The following is a 23294-nucleotide window of genomic DNA, read 5'->3' on the forward strand; positions in this document are numbered from 1 at the left end:
AACCTAAAGGGGGAAAGCTATCGATTGCGGGAAAAAAGGCTCCAACAAGAAAAACAGAAGGATCAATGAGGTCCTTCTGGGGAATTTTAAACCGGCGATTTTGGGGAAAAAATAATCGGCCTTGACACTTTACAATACATTAACATATTTCGTTTAAAAAAAATGTCGGAATGTGCGCCGAAATTTCGACAAAAAGGGAGCTACTGTGTGAAAGTAGCTCCCTTTTTATAACACAATTGCTGCGATCCATGCGAAAATAATAACAGGAATATTGTAATGAATAAAAGTTGGGACGCATGTATCCCAAATGTGATGATGTTGACCGTCAACATTTAAACCCGATGTTGGGCCGAGTGTGCTATCAGAGGCAGGTGATCCAGCATCACCAAGTGCACCAGCAGCACCAATAATCGCAATCGTTGCCATCGGACTAAGCCCAAGTTTCATACAAAGCGGAACGAAAATGGTTGCAATAATTGGAATGGTAGAAAACGAAGACCCAATTCCCATTGTGATCAGTAGTCCGACAATTAACATAAGCAATGCACCAAGCGCCATGTTATGCCCAATAAGAGCAGCTGCTTGTTCAACAAGTTTCTCAATATGCCCGGTTTGTTTTAATACGTTAGCAAAACCTGAGGCGCTTAACATAACAAATCCAATAAATGCCATCATGCGCATTCCGTCTGTTAATAAACGATCGCTTTCTGCTAAACGGATACATCCGCTTAAGTAAATGACGACAATTCCTGCAAATGCTCCAAAAATCATAGAATCGAGAGCAAGTTGCACAGTTAAAGCAACGATGACAGCAATAACCGCAAACCATACCCCACGTCGTTGAAACGACGAAGTTCCTTCACTTTCTAGTTTTACTTGTTTATACGTACGCGGTTTTCGATATGTGAAAAAAGCAAGAAGCAAACCGACGATCATTCCGAGTGAAGGTAAAAACATCGCTTTTGGAATATTTGACTTTGCAACAACTAACCCACCTTGAGCCATGTTAGATTGTACAATGTCATGAAAAATGGCACCAAATCCGGTAGGTAGCCACATATAAGGGGTAATTAAACCAAAAGTAATGATTGATGCGATTAACCGACGATCTACTTGCAATTCATTTAAAACGTGTAAAAGTGGCGGAATCAAAATAGGAATAAACGCAATATGGATTGGAATTAAGTTTTGTGAAAAACAAGACATCAATAAAATGAAAAGAAGAACAAGTGCTTTGGAATATTGTGTCCTTTTTTCCTCCCCTTGTTTTCCAACGATTTTTATAATCACATGAACAATGGCATTCGGCAATCCTGTTTTTGAAATAGCGATGGCAAACCCACCTAACAAAGCATAACTTAACGCGACTTCTGCACTATTCCCCAGTCCTTCTGAAAATGATTCAACCGTTTTGGAGAGACCAAGATTTCCGATCCATCCTCCTACTAATGATGCAATTAATAACGAAAATACGACGTTCATTCGCATTAAACTAAGAATGAGCATGACGAGTACTGAGATGACAACTGCATTCATAATCAAGACCTCCGAAAAAACACTTTAGTTTGATAAATTGGTAGAGTGATGAAACATTAAACACTTTATCACATTTTTTTATTAGACGTCAACAGTAAATTTGGTTAAAGGCAATGTTATTGCACGTTTCCTACTGTTCTTCAATGAACCAATTTTGTTGCTATAGACCCACACGATGTACGCTTGGTACAATGTTAACGCAAAAATGATTGAGAAGTTGGTGGAGCATATGACACAAATGAAGCCTGAGATAGGGGCATGGGTAAGCATTGGTGCTTATATTGTTTTATCTTTAACTAAGTTGTACGTCGGATATATGTCAAGTTCTGAAGCATTAAAAGCAGATGGGTGGAATAATTTTACTGATATTCTTGCTTCTACCGCCATTTTAATTGGATTACTCATCGCAAAAAAACCTCGTGATGATAACCATCCGTATGGCCATTCGCGTGCAGAACATATTTCTTCTTTAATCGCAGCGTTTATTATGATGTCTATCGGATTAGACGTATTAGTAAACGCCGTGCAAACGTTGAAGGAAGGGGAGTATGTAAAGCCGGATTTAGTAGCAGTATGGACGGCTGGCGCTTCAGCCGTATTTATGTTTGCCGTATATATGTTCAATAAGCGTTTAGCTATCGTCACAAATAGCCAAGCGCTTGCCGCTGCTGCCAAAGATCATTTGTCCGATGTACTTGTTAGTGTAGGAACCATTGTTGGTGTGATAGGTGCCCAGTTACATATGCGTTGGCTCGACCCTGTCACCGCTTTTATTATTGGATTTATCATTTGCAAGACCGCATGGGGCATTTTTAAAGAGGCGTCTCATACGTTGACTGATGGGTTTGATGACAAAACGCTACAAAAGTATAAACAGGACATTGAGCATATTAACGGCGTGGAGCAGGTGGTAGATATTAAGGGGAGAATGTACGGCAATGATGTTGTCATAGACGTTATTATTTGTGTCGCCCCACATTTAAATGTTGTAACAAGTCACGACATTGCGGATCAAGTTGAGCGTTTGCTTGAACAAAAATATGGCATTGTTTATGCTCATGTGCATATTGAGCCGTATGAGCATGAGGATTGAGATGAAGGAAGGAGCTGCAAAATGGAAAATAAAAAACTTGGCACGATCTATGCCTTGCTCGCTTATGTATTGTGGGGAATATTGCCTTTGTATTGGAAATTACTCGAACATATCGAGGCGAAGGAAATTTTATCTTATCGTATTGTTGCTTCGTTTTTTTTTTATGATTGCGTTGTTGATCGTTCAAAAAAGTTGGTCTACATTTTTGCATACATGTCGATTGTTATGGCGAGAAAAAAAGCGTGCCATCGCTTTAATCGTTGCATCGCTACTTATTAGCGTTAATTGGTTTATTTACATATGGGCTGTCAACCATAATCATATGGTTGAAGCAAGTTTAGGATATTATATGAATCCATTGTTAAACGTATTGTTAGGTGTCGTTGTATTAAAAGAGCGTCTTTACAAATGGCAAGCCGTATCGTTTATTCTAGCAGCTGTTGGAGTTTTACTTATGACGATTGAATATGGAAAAATTCCATGGGTTGCGCTTTCGCTTGCCTGTAGCTTTGCGCTATATAGTCTTGTGAAAAAAGTGATTTCGATTGACGCAACAATTGGTTTGACTGTTGAGACGATGCTTGTGACTCCTTTTGCGCTCATATTCATTATACACTCGTTTGGACAGCTACACGTTGCTTCTTTTTCGTTTGCAACGATGTTATTGCTTGTAGGGGCTGGTCCGGCGACTGCCTTGCCCCTTTTATATTTTGCCAAGGGGGCTCAGCATATTTCGTTAACCTTTTTAGGATTTTTGCAATATATTTCACCAACGTTAAGTTTACTTCTTGGTGTGTTTTTGTTCCATGAGCCGTTTACAAATGCTCATGTATATGCATTTAGCTGCATTTGGACTGCCTTGCTTTTATTTTCACTTTCTAGTACACGGGAAAGACGAAGGGGAAAATCATTGAACATGTAAAGGGATGTCTGTAGGGCAGGCGTGTTTTTCACCCATTTTTCAAAAAACCCTAACCTTTTTCTTAACAATTGAATAGGTTGTTAGTACAAGAAGGAGGTGCCAAAAGATGAGTGGAGGACATCATCACGGCGGTGGTTTCGCGTTAATTGTTGTATTGTTTATTTTGTTAATCATTGTTGGTAGTGCTTATATTGGTGGCTGGGGATATTAATTAAACGATAAAGGAGGAAATGCATCATGTACGGATATGGCTATGGATATGGTTATGGTTATCCAGGATACGGAAAAACGTTTGTGCTCATCGTCGTACTTTTTATCTTGCTTATTATCGTCGGTGCAGCTTGGTGCTAAAAAGCAAGAGGGGGCTCCCTCTTGCTTTTATATATGTTTCCATTTTTGTCGTAACCGTACGAATAACAATATAGCGCCTGAGGCTAGACCGGTAATAAGACCGATCCAATATCCAAACGGTCCAGCAATTGTATAATGAGCGAATATATATCCGACAGGCAAACCGACGAACCAATACGATACAAGCGCAATAAAAAACGGAAAACGAACGTCTTTGTATCCACGTAATGCGCCTTGGATCGGAGCGGCAACGGCATCTGAGAATTGAAAAAATAAAACATATAACAAGAACTGCTTCGTCCATTGCAAAACGTGTTCATCATTCGTATATAGGAAAGCGATCGGTTCACGAAATAATAGTAGAACGATAGAGGCAACAATAGCCATCATTACAGCAGATGAAATACCGATGATACAATACTGTTTTGCGTGCTCTAAGCGACTAGCACCTACTTCAAAACCAACAATAATGGTTAAAGTAAGTGAAACGCTTAGTGGAATCATATATAAAAGTGAACCGAAATTTAATGCCGCTTGATGAGCGGCGATTGCTGTTGTTCCAAATTGACTCATTAACAACGTGACAGCAGAAAAAATACTCGTTTCAAAAAAGATCGCTAGTCCAATAGGTGTACCGATCAAAATTAATTGCTTCCAAATGGATAACGAGATCGGATGAAATTTCTTAAGTATATTGTACGTTGAAAAAGGTTTACGAAAGCGAACGAGCAAAAACGCACATAGTAACAAGCAACAATACGTGATGCTTGTGGCATATCCTGCACCGACTCCCCCGAATGCGGGGATACCCCATCGTCCGAAAATGAATATATCGTTTAGTAAAACGTTTAAAGGGAGTGAGCATAACGTTAACATCATTGTAACCTTTGTTTGACCGAGGGCATCCATAAAGGAGCGGAGAACGTAATAAATAAAAATTGGGACAATGCCAATACATAATGCTTGTAAATATTGATAGGCAACGATTTGAACATTGCTCTCGATATACATGTTTTCCAATAAAATAGGGACGAGAAAATAAATAATTGTCAACACAAAGCAGGCAAAAACGATCGCCAAGTATATTGCCTGCTCGACCGTTCGAGAAATACGCTCATGATCTTTTGCCCCAAACGCTTGGGAAACGATTGGAGTTAGACCTGTCAATACTCCGCCAATTCCTGTAAATATAGCAACCCAAATGTTTGAGCCGATGGCTACACCTGCTAAATCAACTGCGCTATATTTTCCTGTCATTGTCACATCAAAAAAGTTCATCATATATAGGCTGATTTGGGTAAGAAAAACAGGAAGTAGTATATGTAAGAACTGTTTTATTTTTTCTTTTAACGTAGATGTTTCTTTCATTTTTTCCTCCAAAAATACGTGTAAAAATATAGACAGACGATATTATAACATATCATTTTTGCATATTCATAGATAATCCTCTTGCTTTTCATGTTATGTTTTGTTACATTGAAAAAGTCGTTTTTTAATTATAAACATCAGGTGAGGTGACGAGTATGCAATTATTACAAACGATCGTATCATTTTTAAACAACATATTATGGTCGTACGTTTTGATCGCACTTTTAATTATCGTTGGGTTGTACTTTACGTTCCGCACAAAGTTTGTTCAATTTCGTTATTTCGGTGAAATGTTCCGTGTCATTACAGAAGGGCCAGAAAAAACAGGTGCGATTTCGTCGTTACAAGCGTTTTTTATGAGTACAGCGTCCCGCGTTGGAACAGGTAACTTAGCCGGTGTTGCGTTAGCGATTTCTGTCGGTGGACCTGGTGCGGTATTTTGGATGTGGTTAATTGCTCTAATTGGGGGGGCATCAAGTTTTGTGGAAAGCACACTTGCTCAAATTTATAAAATAAAAGATAAAAATGGTTATCGTGGAGGCCCAGCGTATTATATCGAGCAAGGGCTCAAGAAACGTTGGCTTGGTATATTGTTTGCTGTTTTAATTACGTTTTCATTTGGTCTTGTATTTAACTCTGTTCAGGCAAATACGATTACGTTTGCCTTTGAGCATGCATTTCAAATGGATCGGATCGTCATCGGTATTTTACTTACTGTTCTGACGGCATTTATCATTTTCGGTGGTGTGCATCGTGTTGCGAAAGCATCGTCGATCATCGTTCCCGTTATGGCCGGTTTATACTTATTGATTGCGTTTTATGTCGTGTTGACAAACATTGCTGAATTACCATCTGTATTTGCTTTGATCTTGAAAAATGCATTTGGTATTGAACAAGCCGTTGGTGGAGGATTTGGTGCAGCAATTATGATGGGGATTAAACGAGGTTTATTCTCTAACGAAGCCGGTATGGGAAGCGCGCCGAACGCCGCGGCGACAGCAGAAGTTTCCCATCCTGTAAAGCAAGGTTTAATTCAAACATTAGGTGTATTTGTAGATACGTTAGTAGTTTGTAGCGCAACAGCGTTCATGATCTTATTATCAGGCGACTATATGAAGGAAGGGCTTGATGGAATTACGTTAACACAAACGGCATTGAGCACACACATTGGTGAGTGGGCAAAAGGATTTGTGGCAGTCAGTATATTTTTATTTGCATATAGTTCGATTATTGGAAACTATTATTACGGTGAAACAAATATTGAATTCATTCGTTCGAGTAAAGTATCATTATTGGTCTATCGTTTAGCTGTATTATTCATGGTTATTTGGGGATCTGTATCGAGCATTCAAATCGTATGGGATTTAGCTGATTTATTCATGGCGTTTATGGTGGTTGTAAACTTAATTTCGATTTTCTTGCTCGGTCGTGTTGCCTTTGCTGCCTTACAAGACTATACAACGCAACGAAAACAAGGAAAAAATCCGGTATTTTACGCACGTAATATAGGTATGGACAATCAAGTAGAATGCTGGAAGGAGGAACAAGTGGAGCAGCAAAAAGAAGCGTAAAAATGAGGCTGCGATGAAGCAGCCTCATTTTTTTAAATAAATGGGCAGTTCGATAATAAAACATGTGCCACGCCCGAATTCGCTTTGCACACGCATTGAACCTTTATGAAGTTCAATAATTTTTCGCGACAAAGATAGGCCAAGACCTGTTCCCGTTTGTTTCGTCGAAAAAAACGGATCAAAGATGTGATGAATAATTGTAGGAGGGATGCCAGGTCCATTGTCGAGGACGTAAATTTGAACAAGGTTATTGTGCAGAGCTGTTTGAATGTGTACATTCAATGACTTTCCTGTTTTTGCTTCAATCGCATTGCGCAATAAGTTAATAAACACCTGCATCAGTTGATTTTTGTCAATATAAACACCATGATGTTGTAGTTTTTCATCTAGATCGTATGAAAGCTCTACATTGTGAAGAAGGGCTTCGCTTCGTAATAAAAGATCTAAATCGTTTTGAATAAATTCGTTTATGCCAATCCACTCTACTTTCATTTCGTTTGGTTTTGCAATGTTTAAAAAGTCTGTGATAATATCGTTTGCTCGATCAAGTTCAGGAATCAACAGTTGTTCGATAAGTGTGACAATATGTTCAGGTAGTTGCTCTTTCAAAAACTGTAAATATCCTCTCACGGTAGTTAACGGATTTCGAATTTCATGCGCAATCCCGGCAGCAATTCGCCCAGCGATCGCTAATTTTTCAGCTTCTTTCATTTGATTAAGCGATTGAAACATGCTAATGACGCGTTTAATTGATCCATCTTCATTGTATAAAATACGTGTATTAATAATGCCATAGTACCGATCAAGCACTTCACAATTGTAAAGCGGTTGTTTTGTCCGCAGTGTTTTTAGCGTCATAATCTGTTCGTCAGGAATGTTTAACAACTCCCGAATATGTTTGCCGATGATTTCATCCCGATTGACGCCAACGTCGTTCGCTGCCTGTAAGTTACATAATGTAATGATTCCGTCCGCATCAACAAAAACGATATGGTGGGAAACAAGATCAAAAATAGGCGCTAAAAATTGTTCAACTTGTTCAAATGGATAATCTTTTTGTAAATCCATTTTCCATTGTAATATTGGTTTTTGTCGCTCATTTTTTTCTATTCTTTCGACGATCGGAGTAGATATATCATTTTCCTTTTTCAACATCTTTCCTATTTCGTGATCGACGTACGAAAATGGGAAAGGAATGTGTTCGATAAAACGTTTATATAATTTCACTTCTTCTTCAAGATCGTTTATTTTTCGTTTTAATTGCTCATGAGTTTCCATCGTTCTAACCCCTTGTTTCACTATTTCTATGTTGAAGTTTATCGTAAAACAAATAAATCAGCTAGTATGTATTTTATTTTTTTATAAAACTATGTTCTAAATGAAAAAATGTAATAAACACAAATGCGAGTGAATAAACTGGAAAGGAAAAGTTAGAAAGGGGGAGGAAAATGACACCGCAATTTATGGCTTTCATCGACCCTTATGTTTATCAAACGTTACAAACGATTAAAGGAAGGGAAGTAGTAATCGAAACGGTGCGTGGAAATATGCAAGGCATAATTCAAGATGTAAAACCAGATCACATTGTATTAAAAAGTAGCGATACCCTCTTTTTTGTTCGCATTCAGCAAATCATTTGGATTATGCCAAAATAAGAGGGGGAGTGCAATGTTTACAAGAGTGAACAAACTGCAGATTGAATTGCCGAAATCTACGTACGCGGATGCAAATGCTGCCGCAGCAGTACAAGAGTTGCTCGGCGGAAGATTCGGGGAAATGTCAACGTTAAATAATTATTTGTTTCAGTCGTTCAACTTTCGTGAAAAGAAAAAATTAAAACCTTTTTATGATTTAGTTGCAAGTATTACAGCAGAGGAATTAGGTCATGTCGAACTCGTTACAACGGCGATTAATCTATGTTTGACGGGAACAACGTTTGAAGGGGATCCGGATGTTACTCCGATGCAAAGCGGGGTAGATAAACGAAATACGTACCATTTTATCGCGACAGCACAAACCGCTTTACCAGGGGATTCAATGGGAAAATCGTGGTCAGGGGATTACGTCTTCAACAGTGGGAACTTAGTTTTAGATTTGCTGCACAATTTTTTCTTAGAATGTGGTGCCCGTACACATAAAATGAGAGTATATGAGATGACCGATCATCCTGTCGCAAGAGAAATGATTGGTTATTTACTTGTGCGTGGAGGAGTGCACATTACCGCTTATGCGAAAGCACTTCAAATTGTCACAGGTGTTGATGTGACAAAAATGTTGCCAATTCCTAACTTAAGCAATGATAAATTTGATGCAGCACGTAAATACGAACAGCAAGGATGGCATCGGAAGTTGTACACATTTAGTGAACATGATTATCAAGACGTAAAGCAAATTTGGAAAGGAACGCATCCGCTTGATGGGGGACAGCTCGAAGTGATTCAAGGAACACCAGCGGGAGCGCCGATCCCCGATTTGGAATCGGTCGAGGAAACATTTGCCCCAGGAATTTCATACGAGGATTTTCTCGAAATTGCAAGACGTCTTCAACAATCAGCGGGGTTGTGAGCTGTGCAATATGCATAGCTTTTTTTTCTGCCCAAATTTAAATAATAGAACTATGTTCTAAATAATCAATTAAAAATCAAAGAAGGAAAATAGGCAATTGCTTGTTTATGATCAAATAACATATAATGAAAAAGACGCAAAGGAGGATGAGATGAATTGATCACGCTACAACACATATACGAAGCGCAACAACGAATGAAATCAGTTGTTCACAAAACTCCTCTTGAATTTTCACAAACGTTTAGTCGACTATCAAATAATCGAGTGTACATGAAATTAGAAAACTTACAGAAAACAGGTTCATTTAAAGTTCGAGGATCGTACAATAAAATCATTTCATTGAGCAAAGAAGAGAAAAGGCGTGGGGTAATTGCAGCTTCAGCGGGAAATCATGCACAAGGGGTAGCTTATTCTAGCAGCATGATCGGAATACCATGTACCATTGTCATGCCGAAGGGGGCGCCATTAAGTAAAATTCAAGCGACACAAAGTTATGGCGCAAACGTTATTCTACACGGTGATGTATTTGACGAATCGTTAGAATATGCCCGAAAGCTTCAGCAAGAAACAGGTGCAACATTCGTTCATCCGTTTGATGACCCAACCGTTATTGCTGGACAAGGTACAATTGGTTTAGAATTATTTGACCAGCTTGACCATATTGATGCAGTCGTTTGCCCTGTTGGTGGTGGTGGGTTACTTGCAGGATTAGCTATTGCTATGAAACAAAAAAAGCCTACTATCCGCATATATGGCGTTGAGTCGACTGCTTGCGCGAGCACGACAGCAGCAAAACAACATAATCAGCCCGTTATGATTACTCCATTGAATACAATTGCCGATGGCATCGCTGTGAAACGAATTGGAGATTTAACGTTTTCATACATACAAAAATATGTCGACGATATCGTTTGTGTCGAAGAGACGGATATTTCACGAACAATGTTATATTTACTCGAACGAAACAAATTGCTTGTCGAAGGTTCGGCAGCTTGCTCACTAGCTGCTTTATTGTACAAAAAAATTCCGCTTGAAGGAAAAAACATTGTAGCCATTTTAAGCGGGGGGAATGTCGATGTAACGCTCATTTCACGCATTATCGAACGGGGGCTTGTTGAATCTGGACGCTTTGTTACATTTTCAACGGTCATCTCTGACAAACCGGGACAACTAAATAAATTGTTGCGCATCATCGCGGATTTAGAAGCTAATGTCATGTCCATTGATCATCAACGGATGGGAACAAACGTTCTCCCTGGGCAAGCCGAAATACGTTTTTCCCTTGAAACAAAAAATGAGGAGCATATTGATCAAATTCAACGTGTGTTAATCGAATCTGGTTACACCATTCGTCGTCTTGATTAAAAGGGTAAAAGACATATCTTTTTCTCCCTATGTAAAACAATACTTTCAAACTCACGTATCTTCTACTATTATTAAATTAAATAAACGCTTGATTTAAAGGTGGGGAGAAAAATGAAAAAAATGGAGTTTTTTATCGTTCCACATCCGAGGGGAACTGTGCGGGTAGATGTATACAAAAAGAACGGGTCTTACGAAGCGCACGCCAAGTTTAAAGATGTGGCCACGGCGCAAGCGAGCGGAAACGATAAACATCTGGCTGTATTACAAGCATTACATGAGCTTGCTAAATTTTTGAACAAATATAAAGGATCTTGAGGGAGGAATAAAAGATGATTCATTTAAACTGGCATGAACGTCCAACGATTAAAACAGTTGTATGTAATCATACGAACGCAGAGAAATACATTGTACATAACGTATTAACACCAGGCAAAGAGTATGAAGTGAAAAACGAAACAGATGATTTTTATTTTATTATCGATAATCGTGGCAAAGTCGGCGGATATTATAAGCATTATTTTACAGAAAAAGCGGTGTAATGCCGCTTTTTTTCATTTTCAACACATTCATTTTAAATAAATTTCACAATTATGTAGTACAGTGGACTACGGATTGAATGAAAAAGGGGGATTTTTAGCAATGAAAAAATGGATCATTCTACTGATTGCAGCCTTTGTTTTTGGATTAACGGGGTGCAACAATCAAGCGGAGGATAAGCAAGAAGAAACAAAACAAACAGAACAAAATATGGAACAGTCAAATGCAGCAGATGTATTTATAGAAAGGAATGAAATTATGAAAGTCAAAAGAATTTTATTACTTATTCTCGGTCTAGCTTTTTACTACCAACCATCTTAGTTAACGCCCACTCAGATCATTATAATCCTAATGGATATACTGGGGCACAAAACCTTAAGTATTGGCGTGATGCTAGTGTTTCCAGTGCGGGTTACCATAATCGTGCAGACACCGCATATGCAACTTGGAATAACATTTCTTCAAAGGTTGCTATTTCACAAGTCACTTCTGAGCCTACATATTATAGCATTGTTGTTTATGCAGGAACTATCTCCGGCTCAACCGTTTATGCTACCGCAGATTATTGGACGTATGGCTTTTTCGGATGGCGTCAAGTAAATCCGGAGGATGCAAGGGATCGTTCAAGAATTCGACTCAATACACCTCAAATGAACACACTAACTTCTGCTGAATCAACTGACGTTATTATTCACGAATTTGGACACGCACTAAGCTTGAGACATAATGACAATTCAGGTGCCTCTGTAATGAAGGAGTATGAACTAACAACATACGGATCCCCTCAACAGACGGATAAAGACCATCTAAAACAAAAATGGGGAAATTAATAGATGAAAGGAGATATTACGAATATGAAAAAAAATAAGATTATTATTATTTCAATAGCTCTGTTAGGTTTTATTTCTCTCGGTTCAAGTCTATGGTATATGTCGGCTGATAAAAAAGTAAGTTTATCAACTATTGATGCTAAACAAGTATCCTTTAACACAGTAGATGAAATGGTTACCTTTTCTCAACTTGTTGTCACTGGAAAACCAATTGAAAGTGAGAACTTCGTAACATTCGATGAGAGAGGGTTTACAGTAGATGCGTATACAATTACTCAGTTTAAAATAAATAAGGTCCTTGAAAATAGAACTACTCACGATTATAAAGCTGGGGATATTATCAAGGTAGCTGAACCAAGCTACGTTTACGATAATGGTATTATGCCCGGAAAGACTAAATTTTCAATTAATAACTACCGAAACATGGATAAAAACCGTAGCTACATGCTACTTCTTGTGCCCGATTTTAAATACGATGATCTGTACGTAATTTCTGGTGTCAATGAGGGTAAACACAACATTGATATTCCTGGTAATGATGGCGAAAAAGTTGGCGTGCCTCAAGAAGCAAAGAATTATAAATTTAAAGAGGAATTAATGAAAAAATTTAATTTAAAGTAATTCAGATTTTGACATTCAGTTCTTTTCAAAACATCTTGTTCCCCCATTTATTCATCGTCTTTGGCGAGGAGACCTCCACTTCAAGCGTTAGCTAAGTGAGGTAGTTGACTAGAAGACCTGTACGTTCAGGTCTTTTTCTTTGTTGGCAAACGAGGGGGATATTCGGTAATATATTGTTGTTCATGATAAAAAATAGAGAGGTTGACCAGCTGTGAGAAAAATTGAACTGTTAGCGCCGGCGGGAGATTGGGATTGTCTTCGTGCTGCTGTTGCCAATGGAGCAGACGCCGTTTATTTTGGTGTCGACAAATATAATGCACGTGTACGGGCGAAAAATTTTCGCATGGAAGAATTAAAAGATGTGATGGCTTATTTGCATAAACACAACGTTCGTGGATATGTTACTTTTAATATTTTAGTGTTTGAAAATGAGCTAGAAGAAGCAAAGCAGCTCGTTGAAGCATGTATAGATGCAGGAGTAGATGCACTGATTGTCCAAGATTTAGGGCTTGTCAAACTTATTAGCGATATGTCGCCTGATTTTCCGATTCACGGATCAACACAAATGACCGTTACATCTCCGGAAGCAGTCGAGTTTTTGAAGCCTTATAACTTGGAAGTGGTGGTGCTCGGTCGCGAAAATAATTTAACACACATTCAAAAAATTGCTGAGAAAACAAATGTCCCGTTAGAAGTTTTTGTTCATGGAGCACTTTGTGTATCATATTCAGGACAATGTTTAACATCAGAAATGTGGGGTGGGCGTTCAGCCAATCGCGGAGAATGCGCACAAGCGTGTCGTCTGCCATACGATTTAATTGTTGATGGCGAACAAAAAGAAATGGGGAACGTTGCCTATTTACTTTCACCAAAAGATTTAGCTGCTCTTGATCTCGTCCCGGAGCCCATTGAGGCGGGAGTGAGCACGTTTAAAATCGAAGGGCGATTAAAGTCACCAGAATATGTAGCGAATGTTGTCAGCAAATACCGAAAAGCTATTGATGAATATTTAGCAGGACGCCATTATACTCCTTCACCTGAGGAAATACGTGAACTACAACAAAGCTTTAGTCGAGGATTTACACATGGGTTTTTAAAAGGAACGAACAACAAACAGCTTGTTGACGGAACATTCCCGAAAAGCCGTGGTGTATTTCTTGGAACGGTCAAAAAAGTATTAAAAGACGGGGTTTTATGCGAACTACAAGCCCCGTTAAAACGTGGGGATGGCATCGTATTTGATGCAGGCCGCCCAGAGGAAAAAGAAGAAGGCGGACGCGTGTATGACTTACGAAAAAACGGAAAAAAAATCGAAGGAGAAGTCGAAAAAGGGCTTGTTGAAATCATCCCAGGTCGACATGACGTCAATTTAACACGCGTACATGTCGGAGACCGCATTTGGAAAACGAGCGACCAAGAGCTTGAACGTCGCTTGCGCAAAACGTTCGAAACTGAACGACCATATCGCCTGTTCCCACTAACTGTACGCGTGTACGGCGAAGCAGGAAAACCGCTCATTTCAACATGGCGCGATGAAACGACAGGTAATGAAGTAACTGTTCAATCTGAGCAGTTGTTAGATGTGGCCCAAAAGCGACCATTAACACTAGATTTTATAAAAGAACAGTTCGGCAGATTAGGCGGAACGATTTTTGAATTACATGACGTTTATATGCATACGACAGACAATGTTATTCTTCCAGTTAAAGAATTAAACCGAATAAGAAGACAAGCCGTTGAACAGCTTATTGAAAAACGGCAACGTCCGCGGCTATACATCAAGCAAGCCATTGATTTAACATCTTCTTACCGACAAAAACAACGAGCAGAAAACCCTTCTTTAATGGCGCTCTGTCGTACGCTTGAACAAGTCGAAGCGGCATGTGATACAGATGTAGACATGGTGTATGCGGATTTCGAATTTACAACCGATTATCCAAAAGCTGTACAGATTGCACGAGCCATGAATAAACCGATCGCTTTAGCTACTCCACGCATTCATATGCCGGGAGAAAATGGGATTTTGAGAGGAATTTTAAAAGCTGAACCAGATGCCATTTTAGTGCGTAGTTTAGGAGCGGTACAATATTATACGAGTCAATTAGTTGAACAAGTGTTAATTGGTGATTTTTCACTTAATATTTCAAATCATCTGGCTGCACAGTTGTTTTTATCTCGGGGACTTGATCGCATTACCCCTTCCTACGATTTAAACATTCAACAAATGATTGATTTACTTGGAGCAGCGCCAACAGAACGGATCGAAATCGTTATTCATCAACACTTACCGATGTTTCATACTGAACATTGTGTATATTGTACATTTTTAAGTGAAGGAACCGATTTTACAAACTGTGGACGACCATGTGAAAAGCATCGTGTCTCCTTGCGAGATCGTATCGGTATGCTTCATCCAGTTCGTGTCGATATCGGTTGCCGAAATACAGTGTACAACGCCATTGAACAATCTGGGGCAGAATATATTCCAAACTTTTTATCCCTTGGTGTTCGTTCATATCGTGTTGAGTTTTTGGAAGAGTCGCCGAAAAAAGTAGAAGAAGTTGTCAATTTATATCGTGAAGCGCTTGAGGGTAAACGAAGCGGTACGAGCGTATGGCGTACACTGAAAGCTATTAACCAACTTGGTGTAACACGCGGACAGCTAATCAAAAAATAAGCGGGCTCAAGCTTGCTTATTTTTTGTTATTTGTACATTTTGCTATAATAGTAAATGAACGAGGAAAAGAAAGGGTGATTTGTATGCCAGCTGTTGAATCAAATATGTTTCCATTAGGAGAAAAAGCTCCGTCGTTTGAGCTTGTTAACGTCATCAATGGCCAAACCGTTCGTTTAGAAGATGTCAAGTCGGATATTGCAACAGTAATCATGTTCATTTGCAATCATTGCCCATTTGTGAAACATGTTCAAGAAGAACTTGTTCGTTTGGCTAATGATTATCAACCAAAAGGAGTTTCATTTATTGCAATTAATTCAAATGATGTAGAAAAATATCCAGACGATTCTCCAGAAAAAATGAAAGAAGTAGCCGAACAACTCGGATATCCATTTCCATATTTATTTGATGAAACACAAGAAGTCGCAAAAGCATATCAAGCTGCATGTACGCCGGATTTTTACATATTTGACGGTGAATTGAAATGCGTTTACCGCGGTCAACTCGATGATTCACGTCCAAGTAATGGAATTCCAGTGACTGGTTCCTCCATTCGTTCAGCTCTGGACGCATTGCTGTTAGGGAAACCTGTTCCGAAAGAACAAAAGCCAAGCATCGGTTGTAGCATCAAATGGAAAGAAAAATAAAAAAACATTTGACATTTTCTTTTTAAGCCTATATACTTAAGAAGTACCATTTCGTTCGTTATATCAATGATCGTTATAAGCTGCACCTTTGTCGGGTTCATCTTATAAGGACTTGACAGAAGTGCAGCTTTTGTTTTATGAGTAATGAAACGGTGGTCAATTTTTAAAATTGTTTTGGAGGAATTTCACATGAACACAGGTAAAGTAAAATGGTTTAATGCAGAGAAAGGTTTTGGATTCATTGAGACGGACGGAGGTACAGACGTATTCGTTCACTTCACAGCGATCCAAGGTACTGGATTTAAAACGTTGGAAGAAGGCGAAAAAGTAACATTTGACATCGTGAATGGTAACCGTGGGCCGCAAGCGGCAAACGTCCAAAAAGCATAAATAGTCAAACGTACGGGGTCTCGCCTTTCGCGAGATCCCATTTTTACGTTTTTATATGTAACAAAACAAATTCTCACTGGCGCAGCTTCGGAGCTGCAAGGACGGAAGAGAGGTAGGGTTTCCGTCGTTTTTGTTTATTCGGACACGCTCATAGGAGGCGTGTCCTTTTTTAAATAAAAATACAGAAAATTTGATAAAAAACTATTGAAAAAAGAACAATGATTCCATATAATAAACTCATGTTATAAAACTATACATAAGAATGTGAGGTAATGTAACATGAGTGAATTGCTTGTTTCTGAACAAACAAACACTTCGACGCTTGAACAAATTAAAGAAATTATCAAACAAAAACACGTTGAATTGCTGCATTTACAATTTGTTGATATTGAAGGAGTTTTAAAGCACGTCACGGTTACAGCTGAACAACTAGATGATGTAGTAGAAGGGAAAATTATGTTTGATGGATCTTCGATTAAAGGTTTTTCACCAATTAATCGATCAGACTTATATTTACTTCCTGATTTACAAACGTTCGCAGTATTGCCGTGGACTGTAGAAGATGGATACGCAGAAGCCCGTTTTCTTTGTTCTGTTGTCAATCCGGACGGAACATTATTCGAAGGAGACCCGCGCAACGTATTGAAAAAAACGGTGGAACGTGCAAAGCAAAAAGGATACACGATCTCCGTCGGTCCTGAGTTAGAGTTCTTCTTATTTGAAACGGATGAAAACGGAAACCCAACAACAAAACCACAAGATAGCGGTGGCTATTTTGAGCCATCTCCAAAAGATCTTGGAGAACGCGTTCGCTTAGATATTTATCGTGCGTTAAAAGCAATGGGATTTACCATTGAGGCTTCACATCATGAAGTGGCTGAAGGTCAACATGAAATTAACTTTAAATATGCAGATGCGCTCAGTTCCGCTGACAATGCCACAACATATAAATGGGTTGTAAAAACGATTGCTAAAAAATACGGATTGCACGCTACGTTCATGCCAAAACCAATTTTCGGTATTAACGGTTCAGGTATGCACGTAAACATTTCGCTATTTAAAGATGGAGAAAATGCGTTTTTTGATCCAGCGGATGACAATCAATTATCTGAAACAGCATATCAATTTATTGCTGGTTTATTGAATAACGTAAAAAGTTTCGCAGCCATTACGAATCCATTAGTCAACTCGTATAAACGTCTCGTCCCAGGATATGAAGCGCCTTGTTATATTGCGTGGTCGGCATCGAACCGCTCCGCATTAATTCGCATCCCTGCAAAACGAGGATTGGCAACACGCGTTGAGCTTCGTTGTCCAGATCCATCTGCCAATCCGTATTTAGCATTTGCAGTTATTGCTGAGGCAGGGCTTGATGGTGTAGAAAAAGAACTCACTTGTCCAGCACCAATCGACGAAGATATTTTCCATATGACGAATGAACGTCGTAAAGAGCTTCGTATTGAAAACCTTCCAGGTAGTTTAGGGAAAGCGATTGAAGAACTAGAAAATGGCACAATTGGCCGTCATACATTAGGAGATCACGTATTTAACGAATACGTAGCGATGAAAAAGAACGAATGGGATAGTTATCGAACAGCTGTCCATGCTTGGGAAATTGAACATTATCAAGCGAAATTTTAAAAGCGAGCGATGTGCTCGCTTTTTGCATGTTTTCATTATGCGTTTGAACAACAAATGGTCTATGATGGTACATAGAAAACAACGAAAGGGTGATATTGTGTCTAAACGAATAATTACGATAATCGTATTGATTTGTACCGCAACAACACTATTATGGGCTATCGGTTTAATCGTCACGATTCAAGATCAATTTTTTTACGAAGCTTCCTCGATCAAACAACCAAAAACAACAACTTCAAACATACAGAAAAATAATGGGCTTTCGATTGTCGCTCTTGGCGACTCATTAACACGTGGAACAGGAGATGAAACGGGGAAAGGGTACGTTGGATATGTTGTAGATGAACTAAAAAAACGGACAAATCAACCCGTTCAATTCATAAATTTATCCATTAAAGGACAACGTTCTCCTCAACTCATCAATCAACTCAAACAAAAAGAAGTGCAACGTCAATTAAAAGAAGCTGACATTATTTTAATGACGATCGGAGGAAACGACTTATTTCGCGGTGGTGAAACGCTAAGAGACTTATCCCATACTCAAATTGAAAAAGAAAAAAAGAAATTTGTCGAGCAGCTACATACGATTTTCCGACTCATTCGTACAGCGAATAGCAACGCACCAGTATTTTATGTCGCTTTGTATAATCCATTTAATGATTTAGATAACGGAAAAGAAACATCTGCCGTTGTACGTAGTTGGAATTATGCAGCATCTGAAGTAGCAGCCAACTATAAGTCAATCATTTGCGTTCCGACATATGATTTGTTTGAACTGCAAGTAAACGACTATTTATATACAGATAAATTTCATCCTAATAAGGAAGGGTATAAGCGAATTGGTGAACGTGTTGCTTCACTCATTACGTTAACGAAAGGAGAGAAATAATGGAAGAGACATTAGTTGTGCAAAACGTGCGAAAAACCATTGGAAAAAAAGAAATTATTAAAGGACTTTCGTTTTCACTAAAAAAAGGCGAAGTGTTTGGTTTCTTAGGTCCAAATGGCGCAGGGAAGACGACAACGATTCGCATGCTTGTCGGATTGATTCGACCGACATCTGGAACGATTTCAATTTGTGGATATGATTTACAAAAACAATTTACAAAAGCAATTCAACACATTGGCTGTATTGTTGAAAATCCTGAACTTTATCCATATTTAAGCGGTTGGGAAAATCTTGAACACTTTGCACGAATGGTGCCGGGAATTACGGCTCATCGCATTCAAGAAGTGGTTGAACTCGTCGGTCTACAAAATCGGATTCATGATCTCGTGCGCACATATTCGCTCGGCATGCGTCAACGACTCGGTATTGCGCAAGCGCTACTCGGAAAACCGACGGTGCTTATTTTAGACGAACCAACAAACGGTTTAGACCCTGTCGGCATTCGTGAAATGAGACAGTTTATTCGATCGCTTGCTGAAAAAGAACAGTTAAGTGTGCTCGTTTCATCACATTTATTGAGTGAAATACAACTCATGTGTGATCGTGTTGCGATTATGTCTAAAGGGGAGATTATTCGCATTGATACGGTTGAACATTTGCTACAAGAACAAGCTCGGACATATTGGAGCGTTGATCCGGTAGATAAAGCAAAACAAATACTACAAAATGAAACGACTGTGCTTGGTGAAAAAGATGGAGCACTCGTGACAATCTATGAGTCAAATGAAACGATTGCGCGTTGCAATGCCCGTTTAATTGAAGCAGGGGTACATGTCAGTGGAATTGAACGCAAACTTCCAACACTAGAAGACTTATTTATTGAATTAACGGGAGGGGAAACGATTGATTAATCTTGTATACAATGAGATGTTAAAAATTGTTCGTAAAAGACGACTGTTTATTATCGCAGCGATCGTTGCTGTTCTCGTCAGCTTATTTACATACGCGCAATTTAAACAGATCGAAACAATTCGAGAACGGATCGGAACGACAGATTGGCGCACTCAGCTGCAACAGCAAATCATCGACACACAAAACCGATTAAATTCGACAGGAATCTCTGAGGATTGGAAAAAGTTTCTTAAAATTCGTTTACAACAACAACAGTATTATTTAGACAACGACATTAATCCAATGGCACCCGGTGCTCCAACATTTATGCGCATGTTTATCGAAAACTCCATCGAGTTATTTTTACCGCTCCTTGTTATGGTAATTGCTGCTGATCTCGTTTCATCAGAGGCGAGCGGAGGGACGATCAAACTGTTGTTAACACGTCCTGTGAAACGATGGAAGATTTTGATGAGCAAATATATCGCGATGATGTTATCTACATCGTTTGTCGTATTTTCCGTCGCTCTATTATCATACGCTATCTCTGGCATTGTATTTGGATATGGTGGATGGAATTTGCCACTCTTAACAGGATTTTCGATTCAAGGTGAAGAATTAAATACATCAGCTGTCCATCTTATCCCGCAATGGAAATACTTGCTTATTGAATTCGGGCTCGCTTTTTTTGTTTCGCTTGTTGTCGGCACATTAACATTCATGTTATCGGTGTTACTACGTAGTACAGCTGCCGTGATGGGAATTATGCTTGCCGCTCTCATTTCAGGAGCGATTTTATCAAATATGGTGTCATCGTGGACGTCTGCGAAATATTTGTTTATGGTGAATTTACGACTCACAAGTTATATTAGCGGCATGGCGCCACCGATTGATGAGATGACACTTTCTTTTTCGATGACCGTGCTAGCCACTTGGGCACTTGTCGCGCTGATCGTTTCTTTTTATGTATTTACGAAAAGGGATGTTTACTAATGAAAAAAGTGATTTATACGACAATGAATGAACTACAGCAGCGAACACCAACAATCATGGATTTCAGCTCATACGCAAAATATGCTGTACTTCTCCCGCTTATTTGTCAACATGATGACGTGTTTGTCTTATTTGAAGTACGCTCATTTCAGTTACGTCGCCAGCCCGGTGAAATTTGTTTCCCGGGTGGAAAAATGGATGCATGTGATCAAAATCCACAAGAAACAGCCATTCGAGAAACATGTGAAGAGTTGGGGATTAAAAAAGAACATATTACACATGTCGTTCCACTTGATTATGTGCTTTCACCATTTGGCATGGTCATTTATCCATTTGTTGCATTTGTAAATAACGCACACATGCAAATCAATAAAAAAGAAGTGGAAGATGTATTCACCGTCCCGTTATCTTTTTTTATTGAAACGAAACCACGAATATATCGTGTTCAATTTGAACCAAAGCCCGAAGACGATTTCCCATTTGACGATATTCCTGGAGGAAGACAGTATAATTGGCGACCGAGACAAATTGAAGAATATTTTTATTACTACGAAGATAAAGTCATTTGGGGATTAACTGCAAAAATCGCTCATCATTTTGCTCGACTTATTCAAAAAGAGAAAGGAGAATCAACATGTGGCGACCTGTTGATTTAGGATTTGGCATTTCACTCATTGATTTATATGATTTACAAACAGCCCAACGAACAGGTGCATACGTTTTCCATGAAGAAGAAGTGACAATTATCGAAACAAGTGCAAGCCCATCTATCCCGCATTTGCTTAAAGGACTAGAAGAATTATCAATCGATTTAAAAGATGTAAAAAACATTATTGTGACACATATTCATTTAGATCATGCGGGTGGAGCAGGAGTGTTACTAAAACATTGTCCAAACGCTCGCGTATTTGTTCATCCGAAGGGAATGCGACATTTGGCCGATCCATCTCGTCTCATTGAAGGGGCAAAAGCCGTTTACGGTGAAAAATTTGATGCATTATTTGATCCGATCGTTCCAATTCCAGAGGACCGACTGGTCATAAAAGAAGATGGGGAAACGTTACAAATCGGAGAAGATCGTACATTAACGTTTCTTCATACACCAGGACATGCGAATCACCATTTCTCTATTTATGACGAAAAAAGCAACGGTATTTTTACAGGTGATACGGCAGGTGTTTTTTATCCACAGTTACTTTCATATGACGTGGAGTTATATTTGCCATCTACATCACCAAATCAATTTGACCCAGAAGCGATGCAAGCTTCGATTAAAAGATTCATGTCGTTACATCCAGATCGCATCTATTTTGGCCATTTTGGTATGTCAACCCATGTGCAGACGGTTTGGGATCAGCTACATTACTGGCTACCGATCTTCGTGCAAATAGGTCGCGATATCGTAGATAAACAAAAAGATAAGTCCTTTACAGAAAAGACAGAAGCCGTTTTCCAACTTTTATTCGACAACGTTCAAACATTTTTACGCAAACGGCAAGTACCCGATAATGCAGATGTATATAAAGTGCTTCAACTTGATTTACAAGTATGTGCGATGGGGCTTGTTGACTATATTGAAAAACAAAAAAGTAATTGACGAAAAATCATGTTTTCGCTATAATTTCTTTGGCACCCCAACGTACGGAGGAGTACCCAAGTCCGGCTGAAGGGGTCGGTCTCGAAAACCGATAGGGGTGTCAAAGCCCGCGGGGGTTCGAATCCCCCCTCCTCCGCCATATCTCCTCTTTCATTCCTTCTTTTGTGACCTTCAACTTTGTTTCTTTATTCCAATTCGTGAGGATGTGACAAATTGAAAAAATATTATGTCGTTTGGCAAGGGGCGAAAACAGGTATTTTTTCTTCTTGGGACGAGTGTAAACCGTACGTCATTGGTATTCCTGGAGCAAAGTATCGCTCATTTTCATCAAGGGAAGAAGCAGAACAAGCATTTGCGTCTGGTCCGTTTGTAAACCGAACGAAAAAAAATAAAGTGCTTGCAACGAACTATGTAGAGGAAAGTATTTGCGTAGATGCGGCATGTAGCGGAAATCCAGGATGGATGGAGTATCGAGGAGTACATACGAAAACAGGGAAAGAGTTGTTTCATGTTGGACCGATGATCGGAACAAATAACATTGGGGAGTTTTTAGCCATTGTCCACGCATTAGCATGGTTACAACAACAAAACAAAAGTTTGCCGATTTATTCTGATTCGGCAACAGCTATAAAATGGGTAAAAGGAAAAAAAGCGAATACAACGCTCGTTCGCAACGCTGAAACAGAACGTGTCTGGAAACTTGTTGAACGTGCTGAAGCGTGGCTGCGCACGCACCATTATACAAATGAAATTATGAAATGGGAAACCGAGCAATGGGGAGAAATTAAAGCGGACTTTGGACGAAAGTAAAAG

24 protein-coding genes, 1 tRNA gene and 1 pseudogene are annotated in these 23294 nt (G+C 39.1%); 23 read left to right on the forward strand and 3 right to left on the reverse strand.

Translation table 11 applies throughout. From position 1 onward, the window contains the following. Positions 1–225: 225 nt before the first annotated feature. Positions 226–1536 (reverse strand): Na+/H+ antiporter family protein, encoded by a 1311-nt coding sequence (locus ETB99_RS12555; protein WP_171700739.1) that lies wholly within the window; start codon positions 1534–1536, stop codon positions 226–228. 229 nt (positions 1537–1765) lie between these two features. Here ETB99_RS12555 and ETB99_RS12560 point away from each other — a divergent pair, with 229 nt between their 5' ends. From ETB99_RS12560 to ETB99_RS12575, 4 genes and pseudogenes are all read left to right on the forward strand, one after another. Next, positions 1766–2629: a cation diffusion facilitator family transporter gene (locus ETB99_RS12560; RefSeq protein WP_077428412.1), complete on the forward strand. Its 864-nt coding sequence runs from the start codon at positions 1766–1768 to the stop codon at positions 2627–2629. Between the two features lie 21 nt (positions 2630–2650). Further along, a pseudogene (rarD, locus tag ETB99_RS12565) lies at positions 2651–3551 on the forward strand (EamA family transporter RarD). Between the two features lie 106 nt (positions 3552–3657). Continuing rightward, positions 3658–3762 (forward strand): YjcZ family sporulation protein, encoded by a 105-nt coding sequence (locus tag ETB99_RS12570; RefSeq protein ID WP_021094060.1) that lies wholly within the window; start codon positions 3658–3660, stop codon positions 3760–3762. Positions 3763–3788: 26 nt separating this feature from the next. Beyond that, positions 3789–3902, forward strand: a complete 114-nt coding sequence (locus ETB99_RS12575) for a YjcZ family sporulation protein (RefSeq protein ID WP_006318569.1) — start codon at positions 3789–3791, stop codon at positions 3900–3902. Positions 3903–3929: 27 nt separating this feature from the next. Here ETB99_RS12575 and ETB99_RS12580 read toward each other — a convergent pair whose 3' ends face one another. Further along, positions 3930–5270: an MATE family efflux transporter gene (locus ETB99_RS12580; protein ID WP_171700740.1), complete on the reverse strand. Its 1341-nt coding sequence runs from the start codon at positions 5268–5270 to the stop codon at positions 3930–3932. A gap of 155 nt (positions 5271–5425) precedes the next feature. On the opposite strand from ETB99_RS12580, the gene ETB99_RS12585 reads away from it, so the two are divergent. Next, entirely contained in the window at positions 5426–6841 is a 1416-nt protein-coding gene (locus tag ETB99_RS12585; RefSeq protein ID WP_129000288.1) for an alanine/glycine:cation symporter family protein, read from the forward strand. A 24-nt stretch (positions 6842–6865) separates the two neighbouring features. Here the strand turns inward: ETB99_RS12585 and ETB99_RS12590 are convergent, their stop codons facing one another. Further along, on the reverse strand, positions 6866–8119 hold the full coding sequence (locus ETB99_RS12590) for a two-component system sensor histidine kinase NtrB (protein WP_171700741.1): 1254 nt from the start codon (positions 8117–8119) through the stop codon (positions 6866–6868). A gap of 170 nt (positions 8120–8289) precedes the next feature. Between ETB99_RS12590 and ETB99_RS12595 the strand changes: the two genes are divergently transcribed. The 18 genes from ETB99_RS12595 to ETB99_RS12680 all read left to right on the forward strand — a co-directional run bounded on the left by ETB99_RS12595 (position 8290) and on the right by ETB99_RS12680 (position 23291). Next, positions 8290–8496, forward strand: coding sequence for a YuzF family protein (locus ETB99_RS12595; protein WP_003398689.1), 207 nt, complete (start codon positions 8290–8292; stop codon positions 8494–8496). A gap of 13 nt (positions 8497–8509) precedes the next feature. Beyond that, complete coding sequence (locus ETB99_RS12600) at positions 8510–9406, forward strand: manganese catalase family protein (RefSeq protein ID WP_077428407.1); 897 nt, start codon at positions 8510–8512, stop codon at positions 9404–9406. Between the two features lie 156 nt (positions 9407–9562). Then, positions 9563–10771, forward strand: coding sequence for a threonine ammonia-lyase (gene ilvA, locus ETB99_RS12605; RefSeq protein ID WP_171700742.1), 1209 nt, complete (start codon positions 9563–9565; stop codon positions 10769–10771). 111 nt (positions 10772–10882) lie between these two features. Next, positions 10883–11086 carry a hypothetical protein gene (locus ETB99_RS12610; RefSeq protein WP_035019624.1) on the forward strand — a complete coding sequence of 68 codons (204 nt, stop codon included), beginning with the start codon at positions 10883–10885 and terminating at the stop codon, positions 11084–11086. Between the two features lie 14 nt (positions 11087–11100). Continuing rightward, a complete protein-coding gene (locus ETB99_RS12615) occupies positions 11101–11310 on the forward strand; it encodes a DUF6501 family protein (protein ID WP_006318546.1) in 210 nt (69 codons plus the stop codon). Between the two features lie 100 nt (positions 11311–11410). Further along, positions 11411–11629 carry a hypothetical protein gene (locus ETB99_RS12620; protein WP_171700738.1) on the forward strand — a complete coding sequence of 73 codons (219 nt, stop codon included), beginning with the start codon at positions 11411–11413 and terminating at the stop codon, positions 11627–11629. A gap of 512 nt (positions 11630–12141) precedes the next feature. Continuing rightward, positions 12142–12759 carry a hypothetical protein gene (locus ETB99_RS12625; RefSeq protein WP_171700743.1) on the forward strand — a complete coding sequence of 206 codons (618 nt, stop codon included), beginning with the start codon at positions 12142–12144 and terminating at the stop codon, positions 12757–12759. A gap of 211 nt (positions 12760–12970) precedes the next feature. Continuing rightward, complete coding sequence (locus ETB99_RS12630; RefSeq protein WP_171700744.1) at positions 12971–15436, forward strand: U32 family peptidase; 2466 nt, start codon at positions 12971–12973, stop codon at positions 15434–15436. Positions 15437–15519: 83 nt separating this feature from the next. Beyond that, entirely contained in the window at positions 15520–16080 is a 561-nt protein-coding gene (locus tag ETB99_RS12635; RefSeq protein WP_171700745.1) for a thioredoxin family protein, read from the forward strand. 189 nt (positions 16081–16269) lie between these two features. After that, positions 16270–16470 carry a cold-shock protein gene (locus tag ETB99_RS12640; RefSeq protein ID WP_003398700.1) on the forward strand — a complete coding sequence of 67 codons (201 nt, stop codon included), beginning with the start codon at positions 16270–16272 and terminating at the stop codon, positions 16468–16470. A gap of 279 nt (positions 16471–16749) precedes the next feature. After that, a complete protein-coding gene (gene glnA / locus ETB99_RS12645; RefSeq protein ID WP_171700746.1) occupies positions 16750–18111 on the forward strand; it encodes a type I glutamate--ammonia ligase in 1362 nt (453 codons plus the stop codon). A 97-nt stretch (positions 18112–18208) separates the two neighbouring features. Further along, on the forward strand, positions 18209–19000 hold the full coding sequence (locus tag ETB99_RS12650; RefSeq protein WP_077428925.1) for an SGNH/GDSL hydrolase family protein: 792 nt from the start codon (positions 18209–18211) through the stop codon (positions 18998–19000). Then, positions 19000–19911, forward strand: coding sequence for an ABC transporter ATP-binding protein (locus ETB99_RS12655; RefSeq protein ID WP_077428400.1), 912 nt, complete (start codon positions 19000–19002; stop codon positions 19909–19911). Before ETB99_RS12650 ends, ETB99_RS12655 begins: the two co-directional genes overlap by 1 nt. Further along, entirely contained in the window at positions 19904–20884 is a 981-nt protein-coding gene (locus tag ETB99_RS12660) for an ABC transporter permease (RefSeq protein ID WP_171700747.1), read from the forward strand. Before ETB99_RS12655 ends, ETB99_RS12660 begins: the two co-directional genes overlap by 8 nt. Then, on the forward strand, positions 20884–21540 hold the full coding sequence (locus tag ETB99_RS12665; RefSeq protein WP_171700748.1) for an NUDIX hydrolase: 657 nt from the start codon (positions 20884–20886) through the stop codon (positions 21538–21540). The genes ETB99_RS12660 and ETB99_RS12665 overlap by 1 nt, the downstream gene beginning before the upstream one ends. After that, a complete protein-coding gene (locus tag ETB99_RS12670; RefSeq protein WP_077428397.1) occupies positions 21519–22481 on the forward strand; it encodes an MBL fold metallo-hydrolase in 963 nt (320 codons plus the stop codon). Before ETB99_RS12665 ends, ETB99_RS12670 begins: the two co-directional genes overlap by 22 nt. Before the next feature lie 46 nt (positions 22482–22527). Next, positions 22528–22620, forward strand: a tRNA-Ser gene (locus ETB99_RS12675). Positions 22621–22694: 74 nt separating this feature from the next. Beyond that, entirely contained in the window at positions 22695–23291 is a 597-nt protein-coding gene (locus ETB99_RS12680; protein WP_129000279.1) for a ribonuclease H1 domain-containing protein, read from the forward strand. Positions 23292–23294: the final 3 nt, after the last annotated feature.

The organism is Anoxybacillus sp. CHMUD, assembly GCF_013096965.1.
Taxonomy (GTDB): domain Bacteria; phylum Bacillota; class Bacilli; order Bacillales; family Anoxybacillaceae; genus Anoxybacillus; species Anoxybacillus kestanbolensis_A.

Coding starts and splice junctions, on each gene's coding strand:
- ETB99_RS12595 (WP_003398689.1), top strand. CDS start 8,290: ATGACACCGCAATTTATGGCTTTCATCGACCCTTATGTTTATCAAACG.
- ETB99_RS12615 (WP_006318546.1), top strand. CDS start 11,101: ATGATTCATTTAAACTGGCATGAACGTCCAACGATTAAAACAGTTGTA.
- ETB99_RS12590 (WP_171700741.1), bottom strand. CDS start 8,119: ATGGAAACTCATGAGCAATTAAAACGAAAAATAAACGATCTTGAAGAA.
- ETB99_RS12580 (WP_171700740.1), bottom strand. CDS start 5,270: ATGAAAGAAACATCTACGTTAAAAGAAAAAATAAAACAGTTCTTACAT.
- ETB99_RS12655 (WP_077428400.1), top strand. CDS start 19,000: ATGGAAGAGACATTAGTTGTGCAAAACGTGCGAAAAACCATTGGAAAA.
- ETB99_RS12555 (WP_171700739.1), bottom strand. CDS start 1,536: ATGAATGCAGTTGTCATCTCAGTACTCGTCATGCTCATTCTTAGTTTA.
- ETB99_RS12570 (WP_021094060.1), top strand. CDS start 3,658: ATGAGTGGAGGACATCATCACGGCGGTGGTTTCGCGTTAATTGTTGTA.
- ETB99_RS12610 (WP_035019624.1), top strand. CDS start 10,883: ATGAAAAAAATGGAGTTTTTTATCGTTCCACATCCGAGGGGAACTGTG.
- ETB99_RS12600 (WP_077428407.1), top strand. CDS start 8,510: ATGTTTACAAGAGTGAACAAACTGCAGATTGAATTGCCGAAATCTACG.
- ETB99_RS12635 (WP_171700745.1), top strand. CDS start 15,520: ATGCCAGCTGTTGAATCAAATATGTTTCCATTAGGAGAAAAAGCTCCG.
- ETB99_RS12560 (WP_077428412.1), top strand. CDS start 1,766: ATGACACAAATGAAGCCTGAGATAGGGGCATGGGTAAGCATTGGTGCT.
- ETB99_RS12665 (WP_171700748.1), top strand. CDS start 20,884: ATGAAAAAAGTGATTTATACGACAATGAATGAACTACAGCAGCGAACA.
- ETB99_RS12620 (WP_171700738.1), top strand. CDS start 11,411: ATGAAAAAATGGATCATTCTACTGATTGCAGCCTTTGTTTTTGGATTA.
- ETB99_RS12640 (WP_003398700.1), top strand. CDS start 16,270: ATGAACACAGGTAAAGTAAAATGGTTTAATGCAGAGAAAGGTTTTGGA.
- ETB99_RS12670 (WP_077428397.1), top strand. CDS start 21,519: ATGTGGCGACCTGTTGATTTAGGATTTGGCATTTCACTCATTGATTTA.
- glnA (WP_171700746.1), top strand. CDS start 16,750: ATGAGTGAATTGCTTGTTTCTGAACAAACAAACACTTCGACGCTTGAA.
- ETB99_RS12575 (WP_006318569.1), top strand. CDS start 3,789: ATGTACGGATATGGCTATGGATATGGTTATGGTTATCCAGGATACGGA.
- ETB99_RS12625 (WP_171700743.1), top strand. CDS start 12,142: ATGAAAGGAGATATTACGAATATGAAAAAAAATAAGATTATTATTATT.
- ETB99_RS12585 (WP_129000288.1), top strand. CDS start 5,426: ATGCAATTATTACAAACGATCGTATCATTTTTAAACAACATATTATGG.